This window comes from Bacillus cereus group sp. Bc061 (genome assembly GCF_027715825.1).
Classification (GTDB): domain Bacteria; phylum Bacillota; class Bacilli; order Bacillales; family Bacillaceae_G; genus Bacillus_A; species Bacillus_A paranthracis.
In genome coordinates this window covers 748,749-767,331 of record NZ_JAQFTZ010000001.1, presented here as the reverse complement: position 1 = coordinate 767,331, position 18,583 = coordinate 748,749, and the positions used below count along the sequence as shown (strand labels likewise).

Here is an 18,583-nt window from a genome sequence, read left to right as displayed (position 1 = left end):
CTAGCAGGAAAAAATATTTTTTAACAGAATAATAAATGTTTGATTACATTTTATTGGAGTGGATAATATGTCTTTTCAAATTCGTGAAGCGACGATAGACGATATAGATGCGCTTTGCTCTTTGACGAAAGAATTAAAAGGTTCCTCTATTTCCTATGAAGATATGAACAACCGATTGCAATTCGTACAAATGAGTCCTTTTGATTTTTTATATGTTTATGAGGAAGAAGAAACTATATTTGGATTACTTGGGTTTCGTATACGTGAAAATTTAGAAGATGTAACTCGTTATGGGGAAATTTCAATTATTAGCGTTGATTCTACAATACGACGAAAAGGCATTGGGCAAGTATTAATGGATTATGCAGAGCAATTAGCAAAGAAGCATAATTGCATTGGCACATGGCTAGTTAGTGGAACAAAAAGAGTAGAGGCTCATCCTTTTTACAAAAAATTAGGATATGAAGTAAATGGTTACCGATTTGTAAAATATTTTTAAACTACTTTTTAACGGAAAGGACTATAACTATGACAAACTTTCAAGCAATTTTCATTGACCGTGACGGTACAATTGGTGGCGATACTACAATACATTACCCAGGATCATTTACATTATTTCCTTTTACAAAAACATCCTTGCAAAAACTAAAAGCTAATCATATAAAAATTTTCTCTTTTACAAACCAGCCAGGTATCGCTGACGGGATAGCAACTGTAACCGATTTTGTACAAGAATTAGAAGGCTTCGGTTTTGATGATATTTATGTATGTCCTCATAAACACGGTGATGGTTGCGAATGTCGTAAACCAAATACAGGCATGCTGCTACAAGCAGCTGAAAGACACGGGCTTGATTTAACACAATGTGCTGTAATTGGTGATCGCTGGACTGATATCGTTGCAGGAGCAAAAGTGAATGCGTCAACGATTTTAGTACGAACAGGCGCTGGATACGACGCTTTACATACGTACCGAGACAAGTGGGCACATATTGAACCAAACTACATTGCAGAAAACTTTGAAGATGCGACAAATTGGCTTTTAAGTCAACTATAATGCAAATGAAAAGAGACGCCTTCAAAATGAAAGCGCCTCTTTTCATCTAATATTTTTTAAAACGTCAATTCATAATGGAAATAACGATTATCTCTCAAATAACCATTTTCAGCGTATAATCGCTGCGCTGATAAATTATCAATCTCCGTTTGTAATTTTACACCTTTTGCACCATTTTCTAAGGCAAATTCTTTCGCAGCTTCTAATAATTTTTTTCCTGTTCCTGCTCCGCGCTTAGCAGCTTGCACAAATAAATCATTTAAAATCCATAATTCTTTCATCGAAATAGAAGAAAATGATGGATATAATTGCGTGAATCCAATATATTCCCCGTCTTCAACTGCCACGAAAATAACTGATTCTTTTTTCTCGATTCGATTTCGTAAAAATACTTTTGCTCCTTCTAAATCGGAATCTTGTCTATAAAACATACGATAGTTATTAAAAACTGATGCTAGTCCATCTAAATCTGCAATTGTTGCCTCATATATTCTCATTTTACTCCATTCCCCTTCCAATACTGTCTCATTATATCCGTGGCCCATTTAGGCTGTACGATTTCTTCTTTCGGCATAAACTCTTTCATTATCGGCTTTATATCCAATATAGGGGTACCATCAATAGCATCTAACCCCTCAACAATAATTGATTTACCTTCTCTTTTCATTACCTTTACAATGGTTGCTCCTATACGATTCGGACGATTTTTCCCGCGCTGTGCAAAAATCCCTACTTTAGGATAATCATGATTATTTCTAGGATGTCTAGCAACATATTGAATTTGTTCATCAGTTACTTTGTGAAAATAAAAAACTACTTCAATATGAGAAAAATCTTCAATCCCTTGTATACTTTCTTCTGTATACATTTCCGTTAAAGTAATATAGGATTTTACTTCTCCCCACTCATCGTCTTTTATTTCCTTTCTTTCATTATGTACAAATGCGATTGGTTGAACTGAAAACATACGCATTCCCCCTTACATGTAACCACTTACATTATAAAATATTTTCTGAATGTTTTCCACATATACAAATCAGGTTACATAATATAATTATAATCTATTTCCTACAGCGAAATTAACTGCTTCAACTGCATGTATATAAGTCGTATCGAATATTGGAATGGATACGTCTTCCTGCTTTATTAATAATCCTATTTCTGTACATCCTAAAATGATACCCTGTGCGCCTTTTTGCACTAAATCTTCTATAACTGTTTTATAATACTCTCTGGATTGAGATACGATTTTTCCTAAACATAATTCTGTATATATGACTTCGTTTATTTTTTCTCTATTTTTTTCTAATGGCACTATGACTTTTATATCATTCTCTTTAATACGTGATTTATAGAAATCTTGCTCCATTGTATATTTTGTTCCAAGTAAACCAACAGTTTGAATACCTTTTCTTTTCATTTCTTTCGCAGTTGCATCTGCGATATGTAAAACTGGAATATGAATATTCTCCTTTATTTTCTCAATTACTTTATGCATTGTATTTGTGCAAATAATAATAAAGTCTGCGCCTCCCATTTGTAATGAATATGCTGCATTCCCTAGAATTTCTCCTGCACTATCCCAATCACCGCTAGACTGGAATCCTTCAATCTCTTCAAAGTCTACACTATTAATTAAACATTTAGCTGAATGTAACCCACCTAATCTACTTTTTATTTCTTCATTTATGATTCGATAATATTCAGCAGTTGATTCCCAACTCATACCACCAATAAGACCTATCGTTTTCATTAAACCCACACCCACCTTATACTATTTATTCAAGATAATTTCGAAATTTTATTATGTATATTATACATAATAAAACAAGACTTTACGTTTGATATATAAAGTCTTGCTTTAACTATTTCCAAGGAAATTTTATAAGAATATTCTGAAATTAATCACCTAATGTTTTTATAGAATCTTCATATCGATAATGAAAACATTCTCGATACAACTGTTTAATTTCATCATATGATGGCACACGTGGGTTATTTGCTGGACTTCCACTTTCAATTGCATCTGACGCCATTTTAGAAATAGCTTTTTCAAATTCAACTTCACCAATTCCGTATTCTTTTAAATTTGGAATACGAAGATCAAAACAAAGTTTTTTTATTTCCCCCAGCGTGTAGTCGGCTACTTCTTCATCACAATAGGAATGCAAATCTTTATTTAAACAGCGGCCAATTTCCGCTAATCTTTTTACCGCACTACCTTTTGTATATTCTAAAACTGTAGGTAATAGTATTGCATTTGATATACCGTGTGGTACATGAAATAATGCCCCAACTGGCCTCGACATTCCATGAACTAACGTAACAGATGCGTTTGAAAATGCAATTCCAGCTTGTAAGGAAGCAATCATCATCGCTTCTCTTGCCTCCATATTCTCCCCATCTTCATAAGCAATACGTAAATATTTCATAATACTTTCAATTGCTGAAAGAGCGAGTACATCTGTAAGTGATTGTGAAACTTTAGAAATATATGCTTCGACTGCATGACATAATGCATCGATCCCTGTTGCTGCTGTAATATGAGGTGGTACAGAACGTGTTAAAATCGGATCAATAATCGCTACTTGCGGGGTAAAACTCGGATGCTTCATCATCATTTTTACATCTGTTCGTTTATTCGTAATTACTGCTACACTTGTTACTTCTGACCCAGTACCCGAAGTTGTTGGAATTGCAATGAGCGGTAGCGGATCATTGTCTATTTCCATATCCTTTTGGACATAATCTTCTACTTCTCCGCCATTTGTATATAACACCGCAACTGCTTTTGCTGCATCAATACAACTTCCACCACCAAGACCAATAATAAAATCACACTTTTCCTCTTTACAAATAGTTAACGCCTCTAACACGTGTATATTTGTAGGCTCAGCATTTACTTTATTATATGTAATAACGGTAATACCTTTTGTATTTAATTGTTGTATACAACTCTCAACATATCCTAAATTCTCCATAATTGTATCCGTAACTATAAACGCTCTTTTCCCGAATTTCTTGGATTGTTCCCCCAGTTTTTCAAGCGAATTTCTTCCATATAATACAGACTTCGGCATACGAAACTCAGCAACTTCTTGCAACCACTCCACCTCTTCTTTCCCTAATTCATGTTTTCGTCTATAAAATATCTATTTAATAAATCCCTGTTAAAGTATAGAACGTGATAACTAAAAATACAGCAAGCGTTTTCAAAACTGTAATTGCAAAAATATCTTTATATGACTGTTTATGAGTTAATCCGGTTACTGTAAGAATAGTAATAATAGCCCCGTTATGTGGTAGTGTATCCATTCCTCCTGATGCCATTGATACGATACGATGCATTACTTCTAACGGAATATCAAATTGATGAGCCGCTGCAATAAACTTATCTCCCATTGCACTTAAAACGATTCCCATTCCTCCTGATGCAGAGCCTGTAATACCGGCTAAAATATTCGTCGTGACTGCTCCATTCACGAGAGGGTTTGTGAATGTGGCAGAAATGCCATCTCTCATGATTGCAAAACCTGGAAGTGCGGCGATGACACCACCAAAACCAAACTCAGCTCCTGTATTCATTGTCGCAAGTAACGCTCCGCCAATACTTGTATTCAATCCAGCTTGAAATCCTGTTACGACTCGTTTCCAATATAATAATAACGTTGTTACAATACCTATTATAAGTGCCAATTCTACCGACCAAATTCCAACTACTGCACTTAATTCTACTTTTCCAAATGCTTTCATACCAATTGTAGAAAAATCAAAACCATTCGGATACCACTTCGGTATCATGATAGTAAAAACTTTATTCATTACACCTACTAAAACAAGTGGTATAAAAGCAATTACTTGCTGTGCTCTTGTAATTTCAAGGCTTTTCAGTAACGGCATATCTTTTTGTTCTACTTGTAAAGAAGCTGCCATTTCCGTATTCCCATCGTTAAAACCAAAATATCCTTCTCCAGCTGCTTTCGCCTTCTTACGTCTACTCTCTAAATATAGTAAACCTAACGTAAGTACAAAAATTGCCCCTACAATACCAAGTACCGGCGCAGCATAAATGTCTGTTTTAAAAAACGTTGTAGGTATTACGTTTTGAATTTGTGGTGATCCAGGTAGCGCATCCATCGTAAACGTGACTGCTCCAAGAACAATCGTTCCAGGGATTAAACGTTTTGGAATATTCGCTTGTCGAAACAGCTTTGCTGCGAATGGATATACAGCAAACACTACTACATACACACTAACACCGCTATATGTTAAAATAGCCCCCATTAATACAATTGCTAATATCGTACGTTTTTCACCAACTAACTCTATAATTGTCTTTGCAATTGAGTCCGCAATTCCTGACATTTCTACTACTTTCCCAAATATTGCTCCAAGTAAAAATACAGGAAAATATAGTTTAATAAAACCTACCATTTTCTCCATAAAAATATTCGAAAAGAAAGGTAATACAAAACTAGGCTCTGTCAAAAACACTGCAAATAAAGCAAAAATCGGTGCAAATAAAATAACAGAAAAGCCTCTATAAGCTACAAACATAAGTAAACTAAGTGCTAATAATATAATAACTAGCTCCAATTATACCCCTCCTTTAACAGAAGATTCAAACTTTTATTGATAAACTTCTACTACTAATCTTTTGATTCTGACATCCCTCCTCTTATTCATACAAATTTTTCATGCTAAAAATGTCTAATTATAAGTATTCGATTACATATGAAAAATCCCTTTAAACAAAAAACGATTTCATCATCATACGTTATAAAGGGATTATTAGTCTCTATATTTACTTCTTTATCAAACTATTTTCTAAACAAAAATGATGTAGTTCTTTTACATCATTTACGATATGAGTCGCACCAACTTCAGTCAATTCCATTTCACTACCATAGCCATATAAAACGCCGATCGATGCAATTTCATTATGATTCGCGCCGATTATATCGTGCTTTCTATCTCCAATCATAACAATTTCTTCTTTATTAAGTTCTTCATTTGTTTGTAAAATATGAGCAATGATTTCTTCTTTTTTTATTCTTGTACCATCTAAATTACTTCCAATGATACCTTCGAAATAATTTGTTAGTTGAAAATACTCTACAACTTGTTCAGCAAATATAGTAGGCTTTGAAGTTGCTATAAATAAACGATTTCCAGTATCTTTTAATTGTTTTAAAAGATTTGGAATACCCTCGTAAACATTATTCTCTAACAATCCACGTTGCTTTAAATATTCTCTGAAATAAAAAACAGCTCGTTCAACTTCTCCTTCATTCATATTATATCTCTCTACAAATGATTGCTGGATGGGTGGACCAATAAATGAATCTAACTCGCTTATATGTAATTCTTCAATGCCAACCTTTTTTAATGCATACAATACTGAATTGACAATCCCTTCTTTCGGATCCGTCAATGTTCCATCTAAATCAAATAAATATGTTGTGTACACGTTTCAATCCCCCACTCATTTTACTTTATAAGTAACCTATAACAGATCTCCCCTCTTTCCCTTCTATTATAATACTATCATTATCTTTTTTTCTGAAAAATTACTTTTCCTATGTCACATACTTTCAGTTACAAAAAAAGATACATATGGTAAAGTGAAAAAGTTACAATTATTTTAATAGAAACTGGTGAAACAAATGTCAATTACGTTAATTTTTATAATGGCTTTCACAATTATTATCCATGCGGTTGAAACTAGCTCTTATAGTATTCGATTAGCTGGTGTACGTTTAAAAAAGATTGCCGTTGCCTTATCCGTCGTAGGAATGGTACTGCTTATTTCTAGAACATCTAACTTACTACAAGCCTTTTTAATCGGTGGTATTGTCGATGAAGCAAAACTAGATTCTTCTATTGATTTAGAGCATATTATACGTCTCGTTCTATTATCTGCTTCTATCGGTACATTACTTGCGATTATACTGTATCCAACTTTGACAAAACTATTTGGATACGTCATTCAAAATTTTGAAACAGATGGTTCATTCATTCGAATGATGAAGACGAATAACATTCAAAAGTTAAAGTACACCAAAAAATATGTACGCTTTCCAAAGTTAGAAATGATTCATAGACTACGCATTGGTGGTATTCCAAAACGTATTATGCTTATTAATATGTTTGCTACTGCCATTTATACAGCAGGTGTTCTTTCTGCCCTTTACGCTTCATTTCTAAATCCAGATTATGCAACAAACGCAAGTACAGCTTCTGGTCTTGTAAATGGTTTTGCTACAATTTTATTAACCGTACTACTCGATCCACGCATCGCTCTTTTAACAGAACGTGCTTTACAATCAGAGAATGGTGCTGAGTCTATGAGTAAAATGTACGGTTGGCTAATGATTTCTAGACTTTTCGGTACATTATTAGCACAACTACTATTTGTACCAGGTGCTTACTGGATTTTATGGATTATTGAACTAATACATTAATTTACTAGAAAGGTGAATATATCAATGAATATCCAAACAGAGCAACATATCATTCGCTTAATAGAAAACGACGAATGGATGATGGACGTATTACAATTAGCAAAATCACTAGAATTACCTGATTGGTGGATTTGTGCCGGGTTTGTTCGTTCTAAAATTTGGGATACTTTACATAACTATGAAGCTAAAACGACTATGCCTGATGTTGATGTGATTTATTATGATAGTCTACATAAAGATGAGATATACGAACAATCATTAGAAACGAAATTAATGAATATGGATGCTACTATCCCTTGGTCTGTAAAGAATCAAGCTCGTATGCACGTAGTAAATAATATGCCACCGTATTCTTCTTCTGTTGATGCTATTTCTAAATTCCCTGAAACAGCAACGTCTTTAGGGGTTACATTAGACGAAAAAAACAATGTTATATTAACAGCTCCGTGCGGCATTGAAGATGTTCTTTCCTTACAAGTGAGACCAACAGCTCATTTTCTGGAATCGAAAGAGCGTATACATATGTACAAAAACAGAGTTATTAAAAAGAACTGGCAAAGTAAGTGGCCTAGCATTACAATCACATATCCAGAAATTTAGAAAGGATGCTTCTTATTTAGAGAAGCACCCTTTTCTTCATTTCAAAAAATGTATGACTGTTTCTGCAAACCTATTTGCTTCCTCATAATGAGGTGAATGACCACTTTCTTCAAATACGATATACTTGCCGTTTCGGGCATCTTTATTAAATATTTCAATTTGTTTTTCACACGTTACAACATCATATTTTCCTACTATTAATAACATTGGATTCTGTACATCTTTTATTTTAGATAATAATGACGTATGACATGCTCCCTCTAATTTTAATCTATCAAAGTGAATTTTGGAGCGATTTGAAAATTCTTCCCACTCTTCATCACTATATAAACTCTCATCTGTCTCATCTTCCTTATTATTGTAAATCTCCATTCTTTTTTCTTCTAATTCATCACTTAATCTTATATAAGCTTCTAACAACTCTTCTGAACAAGCATTGCTAGATGAATAAAATATACACGCTTTTGCTACTTCTTCTTTTCCATATTTTTTTAATAAGTCCGCTGTCTTTTGTAATAAAGCTCTACTTGTTAATGCAAAATCGAAAGTTGGCCCTTCAAATATTATTTTCTCTATTGAACTTGGATATATCGACGCATATAACAATGCTACATATCCACCGAAAGAATGTCCAATTACAGACCACTTCTCAATTTGTAATACTTTTTTTAATTCCTCACAGTCTTCAATTAAATCTTTTAATCCAAAATCTTCGTCCTCAGTAATTTCTTCTGAGCGACAAACACCTCTTTGATCTATCATAATTACATATAAAGAATCTTTTAAACGTTCCGCTTGATGAAATGAAAAATCGTAACAACTTTCTCCTGGTCCACCATGCAAGTATAGAACTGGTTTATTTTTAGGGTTTCCATGCGTTTCAACGTATAGCTTTTTTCCTCTAATATGCATGTATTTCCCTGCTTCTATCAAATTCGCCTTTATGATCATCACCTTCTTTTTTTACTGAATATTATAACATCAACTGTTAAATAATCCCTATTACATTTAAAAAGACGATAATGATTGCGAGTGGTGCTACAAATCGAAGTAAAAACGCCCAACAAGTAAATACTTTCTTTCCATAATTTCCACCTACAAAAAACTCTGCTTCTAATACCTTTTTTTCCATTTTAAATGAAACGAAAATACTAATGAATAGTGCACCAAGTGGCATTAATATATTACTAGATAAGAAGTCTACTGCATCAAAAATATTCTTTCCGAAAATCGTAATATCACTCCATACTCCAAATGATAACGCTGATGGTATACCTACTAAGAAAATGCAGAAACCGATCATCCATGATAACTTTGTTCTTCTTTCTTGTTCGCCATTTGCTACTGCTGAAACAACTGTCTCTAATAGTGAAAATGCCGATGTTAATGTCGCAAATGTAAATAGTGCAAGGAATACTGTTAAGAAAAACCCACCAAATGGAATTTGACTAAATACTGATGGTAATACGATAAATAGTAATCCAGGCCCTTCTGTTGGCTCCATTCCTAATGAAAATACGGCCGGAAAAATTGCAAGTCCTGCAAATAATGAAACAAATAAATTCAATCCAACAATTGTTATTGCTGATTTTGGTAAACTTTCTTTTTTATTTAAATAGGAACTATATGTGACCATAATCGAGATCCCGATACTAATCGCAAAGAAAGATTGCCCCATTGCGAACAAAATACTTTCTGAAGTAATCTTTGAGAAGTCTGGTTGTAAGAAAAACTTCACACCTTCCATTGCATTATCAAGTGTTAATGAGCGAACAATAAGAGCGACAAATAAAACGAACAACGCTGGCAACATATATTTACTTGCTTTTTCAATTCCGTTTTGTACACCTTTTGATACGACCCAAATCGTAATGAACATAAAAGCGAAATGTCCCATAATTGCCCAAACAGGATTTCCAATTGTTTCAGTAAATAATGAACCGTAATTTTGTCCTGGAGTAATAAGTTGTCCCGTTACTCCTCTGAATAAATAAATTAACACCCATCCACCTACAACACTATAAAACGAAAGTAGTATAAAACACGTTCCGACGCCAAGGCGTCCAATCCAGTGCCACCCTGTATTTGGTGCAATACTTTTAAATGCGCCAACTGCTTGTTTCTGCGTACTACGTCCAATCATAAATTCAGCTATAAGTAGTGGTAATCCAATTAATACAGTAAATAATATAAAGATTAAAAAGAATGCTCCTCCCCCGCTCTTGCCGGCGATATAAGGAAACTTCCATATTGCGCCAAGTCCAATTGCCGATCCGGCTGCAGCCATTATAAAACCTAATTTCGAAGTCCATTGCTCCGTCTGTTTCATCTCATTTTCCTCCTAATAAAATCATTTTATATAAATAATTAAATTTTATAGACCAATCCGAATAAACCCTCCATTTCTATTTCCATAAAATAAAAAAATGGCTCAACGTCTCTATATAAAGAGACGCTAAGCCATTTACTTAACGCGGTACCACCCTTATTGATTCCATTATGAATCCACCTTAGTAGTAATCGTTTGATTACAAACCTAATATCGAAGGTTAACCGTTAAGATTTACTAAGAATGTGATTCCGTTCCACCTTACTGCTCCTAGGCGAGTTCAGGATGTCATTTGACTATGTCACACCAACCCATAGCTCTCTGTACAAATATACGACCTTACTACTCCTATTCAACACATTTTAATATTTAGAATATATTTTCTTTTGAAATTAATATGAAGTATATCGGTTATATTTGTAACTGTCAAGCTATATATTAATTTTTTTGTCGAAAAGAATGTTCCATTGTAACTTTGTACAATAAAGCAATGTTATTAATCATCTAGATCATCATGATCCATATCATCTTCATTTTTTATTAATTCAAATTCCTTTTTCGCTATAATATTCCCGTTTTTCTTATTAATATATATTTCTTCCTCACCTACATTTGTTTCTATCTCTATTTCATATACACCATTATCGTCCATACGTTCTACATCAATTCCCTCTACAACTCCATTTACTTTTTCAACTGCAATTTGTTTAGCTGTTTCCGGACTAAGCTCTTTACTTTTATAACTTTTTTCTTTTATCTCTTCAAATCCCGTTTCTTCATGTTCCATTGCATTTACACCATATGTTGTCCCTCCACCAATTAAAAGCACCATTACGATTCCAATCCATAATTTCATTTCATGTTCCTCCTCTTTATTTCTTTCTTCCTTACATACTAAAATGTTAAAATGAAAGAAAACTGTGAGAAACATTAAAATTTGATGAGAATCCGTTTATTGTTGTGATTACCCTTCGTCATCATCTTCTTGATCATCATTGCCTTCTTCTTGATCATCTTCATCTTGTTGTTGTGATGACTCCTTTTGCTGAATAGCGCTATTTACCGATGTAGTAGAAATGACTTCACCTGTTATCGTATGTATCCTTACATCGACCGTTTCTGTCTGTTTTTTTATAATAATTTGGTAGGTAGACGTACCATTTATATCAACTACACTTACCTTCTCTATAAATCCACCTGGTACTTTTTGTAACGCAACTTCTTTCGCCTGCTCTTCTGTTATAACTTTTTGTATTTGTGAAGTACCAATAAAAGCGCCTGTATTTTCTTCAATTTCTACTATCACATTCTCATTTGCACTTTTCTCTATTTCTATTACATATATATTCTTTTCATTTTTTTGCTCAAGCCTAATTCTCTTTACATTTCCTGGCACTTGCTGCACTGCAATTTCTTTTGCCTGCTCTTCTGTAATTTTTGTCATCGGCTTCTCTAACAATTGAATTTGACCAGTTGTTTTTTCAATCTCAACTACCTTACTTTGTTTATCATTTGTTTCTACCGTAATTACAAACACTTCTATCTCATTTCTCTTTTCTAATATAGTAAGTTTAATTTCACCTTGTACTTTCTGTAGCGCCATTTCTTCCGCTTTCTCTTTCGTTATTGTATTACTTTTTAATGATATTTCTTTAGCGCGTTTTATCTCTCCATTTTGAGCATCTACTATTATTTCATATGAGCCTTGTTCATTTGATAGATTTACCTTGTAAAAATCTAGTTCCCCTTTATTTACTAATTTCATGCTTTTAATTTTTCCAGGATATTGTTCCGACACAATATTTTGAATTTGTTTTTCAGATAATATTGTGTCTCCTTGCTTAGAAATGATACGTTGTGATACAAAAGCTACACTAACAAGCACAAAACAAAGTAACAATGCAACCTTCCATTTCTTTTTCATTTTCAAGCTCCCATCTCTTTATAAAAAAAAGGCAAATACACTGTAACTTTCGTCCATTTTCCCTCTTCACTTTCCAGTTGTATATCACCTTCATGAGCATCAATAATTTGTTTCGCAATCGATAAACCTAAACCAGTACCGCCTGTTTCCCTACTCCTCGCTTTATCAACTCGAAAAAAGCGATCAAACACTTTCTGTATATCTTCCTTAGGAATTCCAAAACCGTAATCTTGAATAGAAAAATAGACTTTTTCTTTTTGTATTCCTACTATAATATCTATAGAATCTTTACTGTATTTCATTGCATTATCTAATAAAACTACTAATACTTGTTTTATTTTTTGTTCGTCAATATTTACAACAATCTTTTCTTCCTCTGTAATAACACGAAAATCCCGATTATATGTTTTTTCTAGTTGTTCTGCAGTCATCTTACATAATCGGACCAAATCTGATTCGTTAGTCTCCAAATTCCACTCAGCACTGCTGTTTGCAAGAAGCAACATTTGATTCGTCATACCTTTCATTCTTACTGCCTCAGAATAAATCGCTTCTACAGATTCTTCCAAAACATCTTGTTTTTTCATTCCCCATCTTTTTAATAATTTTGCATAACTTTCAATAACTGTTAACGGTGTTCTTAATTCATGCGAAGCATCTGAAATGAACTGTTGCTGCTTTTCAAAGTTCTGATGTAATAAATCGATCATTTTATTAAATGTCGTTCCCATTTTGTGCAATTCATCTTTTGATTTTTTCTCAAGCGGTATTTTTTTGAATATCCCTCTATCCTGTATATGCTCCATTGTTTGTATTAAAGAATTTACAGGTTTTAAAATGAGTTTACTTAACATTCTTCCCGCAAAAAAAGACGGAATTAAAACGAAAAGTGATGCAATAACTAATACACTTTTTAACATATTCAAATTCTCTTGCAAACTATCTAAACGTTCTGTCATTTCTAACGAAACGATTTTTCCATCATGCCAAATGATTGGTATTTTTATATAAGCAAATTCCCCTCCATTCTTCTCATAAATTCCCGCCGATTCTCTTCTTTCAAATTTCGTATTTACTGCTGGGATTGGTTTTGTACTATCTACTTCTTGTCTAATCATTACCTTTGAATTTTCATTAATAACTCTAATCATACCGTTTGATGGTAAGTACGGTTGCAACAGATTTACTGCGTCTATTTCTTTTGCTGATTCTGCATTCATTCCTTCTATAATATGTACTGCCTCACGTTTTAAACGTTCTAACTCTCCGTTCGTAGTCACTTTATAAAACAAAAAATATATAGAACTATTAATAAGTAACAAAATAAGTAGTAACCATACTGTAGAAAATAAATATATTTTATTTTTAATTTTCATATATTACACCTTTAAGACATAACCAACACCTCTAACAGTGTGAATAAGCGGTACGTCTATATTACAATCTACTTTTTTACGTAAATATCGAATATATACATCGACTACATTTGTATCACCATAATAATCAAATCCCCAAACATTCGTTACGATCTGTTCTCGATTTAACACTTGATTTTCATGTTTCATTAGAAAGTGTAATAAATCAAATTCACGTGGTGTTAAGTCGACTAGATTATTCCCTCTTTTTACCTCACGTGTTTTCTCGTCTAAATATAAATCAGCAACTTGATAACTACTATGCTCCTCTTCTTTTATTACGTTTGAAATTCTTAAACATGCTCTAATTCTCGCTAAAAGTTCTTCGATTTGAAATGGCTTTGTAATATAATCACTTGCCCCTTGATCTAAGCCACTCACTTTATCAACAACTGAGTCACGAGCAGTTAATAAAATAATAGGTATTACAGCATTTTTCAAACGTATTCTTCGAAGAACTTCTAACCCACTTATATTTGGAAGCATTACATCAAGTAATATTAAATCCCAGTTACCATTGCCGAACTTTTCCATTGCCTCTGTACCTGTTTTTGCAATTTTACTTTCATATCCTTCAAATTCTAATTCTAACTGCACGACACGAGCAATTTTTTCTTCATCCTCAACGATTAAAATCCTTTCTCCCATAAAAGCCTCCTATAATATATATTTGCACCATTTTAGTATAACAAGTAATACTTTCCTTCAAAAGAAAAAATACCCAATATATTTTCTCCTTAATGAAAAAAATCAGGAATGAAATATATTCCTGATTTTTAAAGAGACAATCCAACCCATTGCCAATATGCATAGTAAAATATAACCATTACAAATATATAAATAACGCTTAAATAACTACTTAATTTTAATAAATCTTGTGGTTGAAAAGTTTCTCTATCACTTTCTTGAAATAATAGTAGTGCTTTAGAACTGACCGGAAAGGTTAAACAATAATTCATTCCAACAATACCTAAAAATAAGACAGCTACTTCATTTAATTGTAGACTACTTGCAAAGTATAGTAGTGGCGGAATAAAAATTACCGCTCTCGTAGTGTGAGATGTAATATATAAATGTGATGTTACGGAAAGAATAACAATTACTAGTAGCACAATGAAAATTGATTGACCATCAATAAATTTTGTTATAGAAAATAACTTCTGCATAATCCATTGCGCTGCACCACTTTCCATTAATGATTTCCCTAATGCAATTGCTGCTCCAACAAATAAAATTAAGTTCCACGAGACACCTTTTAAACTTTCTTTCCACTGCATTACGCCGAGTTTTGGTAAAGTTAATAAAAATACCCCTATTATAGTTACGGTTGCAATTTCCAAACCGTGTAACCATTCCGTTAGCCAAAATGCTACCATCGCTAATAAAATACTTATTGTATACTTTTCATTTCGCGATAATTCAAACTTAACCTTTTTCTGTTGCAGTTTCATTTTTACTTCCTCTTTGTCTAAAAATAGTACTAATATTACGCGACAACTTATAAAGCTCATTATAATTCCAAATGGTAATCCCCATATTAACCACTCTACAAATGTAATGTTTTTATTATTAAATTCATTTAACATATCTAGAGCGATTAAATGTGAGCCTGCCCCAATAATTGTAGAACTTGTTGAAACTAAAATCACAGTAGGCATTAAAATTGCTAATGCTTTCGCAATTCTTCTACTTCCAATTTCTTTACATATAGCTTGAAAAACAGGTAATACAACCGCTGCGCGTCCCGATGTAGATGGAATAAAAAAGGCAAGTATTTGAATAATCATTGTTAAAATCCAGCATAATCCTGATATATTACGAGCACGATTCACAACAAAGTACGTCATTTTTTCAGCTAGACCGGTAATTTGAAGTGCTCTTCCTAAAATAAACGAACCGATCATAAGCCAAATGACATCCGAAGCTAGCGAATCAAATAAAAGATCTTGCTTTGCTGTTCCTGAAATAATTAGAAATAATACAGAACCGAGTGCAATATAGGCCGAATTTATCGTTGTTGTTGTCCATAATATAATTGCAGAGCAAAACCCAAACAAACTCCATTTTGCTTCCATCGTTAATGATGATGGAAGCAAAAGAACTATTTCTACAATTAATATAAGTGCTACGGGCAGAACCCAGGATGACTTAACTTTCGGAGTATCATTATTATCCACATGTAATTCCACTACATTTTTTTCAATCATGATACGTACCCACTTTTATTTAAACGAGAAGCGATTTGATAGCCAACTAAAACTGTACGCATCGTACTCTCTGTACAATCACGAAGCCATTTCTCCGCATTAGAAAATGCATTTTCTAATGAAGATGGCATTGGTAATATGCTTGTATATGCATCAATTCCGTAATCGTAATTAATACGTGCCCCTTTACCAACTGTCCCTACTAACGCTATTACTGGTAATCCATATCTTTTTGCACATTTAGCCACCTCAGCTGGAATTTTCCCACGTGGTGTTTGAAAATCTATACTTCCTTCCGCGGTAAATACAAGATCACACTTTAACAATAATTTATTTAGATCCATATACTTCATAATAATGTCGTATCTCGGGTGAAGCGTTGCCCCAATTAAAGCTTGCAGTCCAGCACCAAGACCGCCAGATGCACCACCTCCTGGTGTATGATGTACATCTATCCCTATATCTTTTTTTATAATAGAAGCATAGCGTTCCAATGCTTTTTCTAGTTCTATTACTTGTGCTTCGTTAGCACCCTTTTGCGGACCAAACACTCTAGCTACTCCATGCTCACCGCATAATTGATTAAACCAATTACAAGCAACATCGATTTGGACATGTCTTAATCTAGGATCTACTTGTGACGTATCTATTTTTGAAACTTGTAATAAAGAGGTGCCACCTTGAATTTGTATTTCCTTTTCATCTTCATTTAAAAACTTTACACCTAACGCTTCAGCCATACCAGCACCTCCATCAGACGTACCTGAATCACCACATCCTATTAATATACGATCTACTCCTTTGTTTAAAGCTAATTCTATTAACTGTCCAACACCGTGAGTAGTCGTTTTCCTTGGATCACGTAAATCTCTCGGTACAAGGCGTAACCCAGCTGCCGCAGCCATTTCAATAACAGCTGTACGCTCACCGTTTCTCGTTTCAAAAACACCAAAATAAGATTGTATCTCATCTCCAACAGGTCCCGTTACTTGTACTTCATACATTTTCCCACCAGTAATATTTATAATTGCCTCTGTAAACCCTTCCCCGCCATCAACCATCGGTAAAGTCTCTACAGTAGCAAGTGGCATAACTTTTAAAATCCCCTCTTTCATTACATCGGCAGCTTCCTTCGCCCCTAAACTTTCTTTAAACCCTGATGGTACAACTAAAATACGCATGTATTATGTCTCCCTTCACCTTATATATCTTTCGTATCTACGGCTTATATTAAAGGTGAAAAAAGAGAGCACAATTAAGCTTACATTAAAATTTGATGAGAAAGTGCTGAATTTTGCGCACTAAAAAACCCGCTACACTATAAAATAGCGCAACGGATGCATTCCTTTACTCTTTATTTAATTTTATTTCTCTATTACGGGACAATACTTGTACGATTTCGCGTTTGCTATACTCAACAAGCAATTGCTTTAAATTTATATTTTGTAAGTTTTGTAGTAATAGTAAGAAAATTTTCTGTTGAAACTCGTACATAACCAACTACTTTTTCTTCCATATTGAGTCCCTTCTCGTTACAGCAATTAAAGTTCCTGTAACGTTTACCCGTTTTTGCGGATAACGTGTGCATAACGTCCATCCGTTAAAACGTACTTTACGATGACTTCAAAACATAACACAACCCTTTATTTTTTCCTCTACTATCGTCGTATACTGTACATAGCCATTACAGTCTATAAAACAACAATAAAAATTTAACACTTAATGCACTTATAAAATTATAATGCTCTTTTAAATTTCTACGCTAAAACGCAAAAAAGCACTTGTTGCCTTTAATTGACAATCAAGTGCTTTAAGTTCATATGTTTTTAAGTAGCATAAATTTGTAAGTTTTATAGTAACAGTATGACACCTTTTATATGTCGTGACAACTACTATGTTAAAACTTACGAGTTTGTACGAGTTCGTTAATTTAATGTCCATTCCATGTCTTTATATTCGTCGCACAGTAAAATGTCTTCTCGCCTAAGCTCGTACTTCATTTTCTATTCTATCATTGCACACAGTACTCCATGATGGTACAACCATCATGGAGTATATGTTTTCAAACACCCTATTATTTTTTCTGTCTTTTAATTAGTTAAATAGGATTATTCGGAAATTCACTATGATACTTATCAATTAATGTTTTATAATTTTCATCATTTGGTACTTCACCTAAATATTTATTTTTCCATATAATCATTTGGTCACTAAAACTATATTCTGTATCGAACCAATTTGTATAATCGTAATGCATCTTAAATTTCCCACTACTTTCAAGAGACATTGTAAAAGAATACCAAAGTTCCTGCTCATTATCTTTAAAAACATTTCTTAATTCATCGCTCAATTCAAACAGCTTTCTTTTATTTTTTTTAAATTCTTCTTTATCAATAGCATAGTTAAATGGGATTTTCACACTGTAATTAAAGCATTGTCTATTTTCAGGTGTATTATAAAAAAAGTAAGTTCCCCCTCCAGTTTCCGATATCTGAGCATAAAAATAAAATTTCTCCCATTCTTCTGGAATCATTTCATTAACTGTTTCGGCTATTTCTCTATACAACTTATTCATTTCTTTTTCCACT

The 18,583-nt window shown here is 33.3% G+C and carries 20 protein-coding genes and 1 other annotated feature; of the genes, 4 read left to right on the top strand and 16 right to left on the bottom strand.

Annotated elements, in window-relative coordinates; translation table 11 throughout:
• The first annotated feature begins 67 nt into the window (after positions 1-67).
• Together PDQ40_RS03945 and PDQ40_RS03940 are read left to right on the top strand one after the other, a co-directional pair.
• Positions 68-499 carry a GNAT family N-acetyltransferase gene (locus PDQ40_RS03945; protein ID WP_000009783.1) on the top strand — a complete coding sequence of 144 codons (432 nt, stop codon included), beginning with the start codon at positions 68-70 and terminating at the stop codon, positions 497-499.
• Between the two features lie 29 nt (positions 500-528).
• Positions 529-1,056 carry an HAD-IIIA family hydrolase gene (locus tag PDQ40_RS03940; protein ID WP_000181094.1) on the top strand — a complete coding sequence of 176 codons (528 nt, stop codon included), beginning with the start codon at positions 529-531 and terminating at the stop codon, positions 1,054-1,056.
• A gap of 56 nt (positions 1,057-1,112) precedes the next feature.
• Here PDQ40_RS03940 and PDQ40_RS03935 read toward each other — a convergent pair whose 3' ends face one another.
• The 6 genes from PDQ40_RS03935 to PDQ40_RS03910 all read right to left on the bottom strand — a co-directional run bounded on the left by PDQ40_RS03935 (position 1,113) and on the right by PDQ40_RS03910 (position 6,526).
• Complete coding sequence (locus PDQ40_RS03935; protein ID WP_001223863.1) at positions 1,113-1,553, bottom strand: GNAT family N-acetyltransferase; 441 nt, start codon at positions 1,551-1,553, stop codon at positions 1,113-1,115.
• The gene (gene tsaA, locus PDQ40_RS03930) at positions 1,550-2,023 is read right to left on the bottom strand and encodes a tRNA (N6-threonylcarbamoyladenosine(37)-N6)-methyltransferase TrmO (RefSeq protein ID WP_000493235.1); all 474 of its coding nucleotides are present in this window, start codon (positions 2,021-2,023) and stop codon (positions 1,550-1,552) included. Before tsaA ends, PDQ40_RS03935 begins: the two co-directional genes overlap by 4 nt.
• An 87-nt stretch (positions 2,024-2,110) precedes the next feature.
• Positions 2,111-2,809 (bottom strand): aspartate/glutamate racemase family protein, encoded by a 699-nt coding sequence (locus PDQ40_RS03925; RefSeq protein WP_000848549.1) that lies wholly within the window; start codon positions 2,807-2,809, stop codon positions 2,111-2,113.
• 148 nt (positions 2,810-2,957) lie between these two features.
• Positions 2,958-4,160 carry an alcohol dehydrogenase EutG gene (gene eutG, locus PDQ40_RS03920; RefSeq protein WP_270691399.1) on the bottom strand — a complete coding sequence of 401 codons (1,203 nt, stop codon included), beginning with the start codon at positions 4,158-4,160 and terminating at the stop codon, positions 2,958-2,960.
• 52 nt (positions 4,161-4,212) lie between these two features.
• Complete coding sequence (locus tag PDQ40_RS03915) at positions 4,213-5,652, bottom strand: GntP family permease (protein WP_000424317.1); 1,440 nt, start codon at positions 5,650-5,652, stop codon at positions 4,213-4,215.
• Between the two features lie 208 nt (positions 5,653-5,860).
• Positions 5,861-6,526 (bottom strand): HAD family hydrolase, encoded by a 666-nt coding sequence (locus tag PDQ40_RS03910; RefSeq protein ID WP_000288834.1) that lies wholly within the window; start codon positions 6,524-6,526, stop codon positions 5,861-5,863.
• A 196-nt stretch (positions 6,527-6,722) separates the two neighbouring features.
• On the opposite strand from PDQ40_RS03910, the gene PDQ40_RS03905 reads away from it, so the two are divergent.
• Together PDQ40_RS03905 and PDQ40_RS03900 are read left to right on the top strand one after the other, a co-directional pair.
• The gene (locus PDQ40_RS03905) at positions 6,723-7,520 is read left to right on the top strand and encodes a lipid II flippase Amj family protein (RefSeq protein ID WP_000028910.1); all 798 of its coding nucleotides are present in this window, start codon (positions 6,723-6,725) and stop codon (positions 7,518-7,520) included.
• A 24-nt stretch (positions 7,521-7,544) separates the two neighbouring features.
• A complete protein-coding gene (locus PDQ40_RS03900; RefSeq protein WP_001025798.1) occupies positions 7,545-8,120 on the top strand; it encodes a nucleotidyltransferase family protein in 576 nt (191 codons plus the stop codon).
• Positions 8,121-8,156: 36 nt separating this feature from the next.
• On the opposite strand, the gene PDQ40_RS03895 is transcribed toward PDQ40_RS03900, so the two are convergent.
• The 10 genes from PDQ40_RS03895 to PDQ40_RS03850 all read right to left on the bottom strand — a co-directional run bounded on the left by PDQ40_RS03895 (position 8,157) and on the right by PDQ40_RS03850 (position 18,582).
• Entirely contained in the window at positions 8,157-9,071 is a 915-nt protein-coding gene (locus tag PDQ40_RS03895; RefSeq protein WP_214328960.1) for an alpha/beta fold hydrolase, read from the bottom strand.
• Between the two features lie 37 nt (positions 9,072-9,108).
• Entirely contained in the window at positions 9,109-10,449 is a 1,341-nt protein-coding gene (locus tag PDQ40_RS03890) for a sodium-dependent transporter (RefSeq protein ID WP_000814557.1), read from the bottom strand.
• Between the two features lie 116 nt (positions 10,450-10,565).
• Positions 10,566-10,814: a binding site (T-box leader), on the bottom strand.
• A gap of 131 nt (positions 10,815-10,945) precedes the next feature.
• Complete coding sequence (locus PDQ40_RS03885; RefSeq protein ID WP_000780504.1) at positions 10,946-11,305, bottom strand: PepSY domain-containing protein; 360 nt, start codon at positions 11,303-11,305, stop codon at positions 10,946-10,948.
• 108 nt (positions 11,306-11,413) lie between these two features.
• Positions 11,414-12,373 (bottom strand): PepSY domain-containing protein, encoded by a 960-nt coding sequence (locus PDQ40_RS03880; RefSeq protein ID WP_002170261.1) that lies wholly within the window; start codon positions 12,371-12,373, stop codon positions 11,414-11,416.
• A 2-nt stretch (positions 12,374-12,375) separates the two neighbouring features.
• Entirely contained in the window at positions 12,376-13,749 is a 1,374-nt protein-coding gene (locus PDQ40_RS03875; RefSeq protein ID WP_000694910.1) for a sensor histidine kinase, read from the bottom strand.
• Positions 13,750-13,752: 3 nt separating this feature from the next.
• A complete protein-coding gene (locus PDQ40_RS03870) occupies positions 13,753-14,436 on the bottom strand; it encodes a response regulator transcription factor (protein ID WP_000504583.1) in 684 nt (227 codons plus the stop codon).
• A gap of 128 nt (positions 14,437-14,564) precedes the next feature.
• Positions 14,565-15,995, bottom strand: coding sequence for an SLC13 family permease (locus PDQ40_RS03865; protein WP_000570743.1), 1,431 nt, complete (start codon positions 15,993-15,995; stop codon positions 14,565-14,567).
• On the bottom strand, positions 15,992-17,176 hold the full coding sequence (locus PDQ40_RS03860) for a glycerate kinase family protein (protein WP_001221973.1): 1,185 nt from the start codon (positions 17,174-17,176) through the stop codon (positions 15,992-15,994). The genes PDQ40_RS03865 and PDQ40_RS03860 overlap by 4 nt, the downstream gene beginning before the upstream one ends.
• Positions 17,177-17,342: 166 nt before the next feature.
• A complete protein-coding gene (locus tag PDQ40_RS03855) occupies positions 17,343-17,489 on the bottom strand; it encodes a hypothetical protein (protein WP_192808217.1) in 147 nt (48 codons plus the stop codon).
• A gap of 604 nt (positions 17,490-18,093) precedes the next feature.
• Complete coding sequence (locus PDQ40_RS03850) at positions 18,094-18,582, bottom strand: antitoxin YezG family protein (RefSeq protein WP_000410096.1); 489 nt, start codon at positions 18,580-18,582, stop codon at positions 18,094-18,096.
• Position 18,583 lies beyond the last annotated feature (1 nt).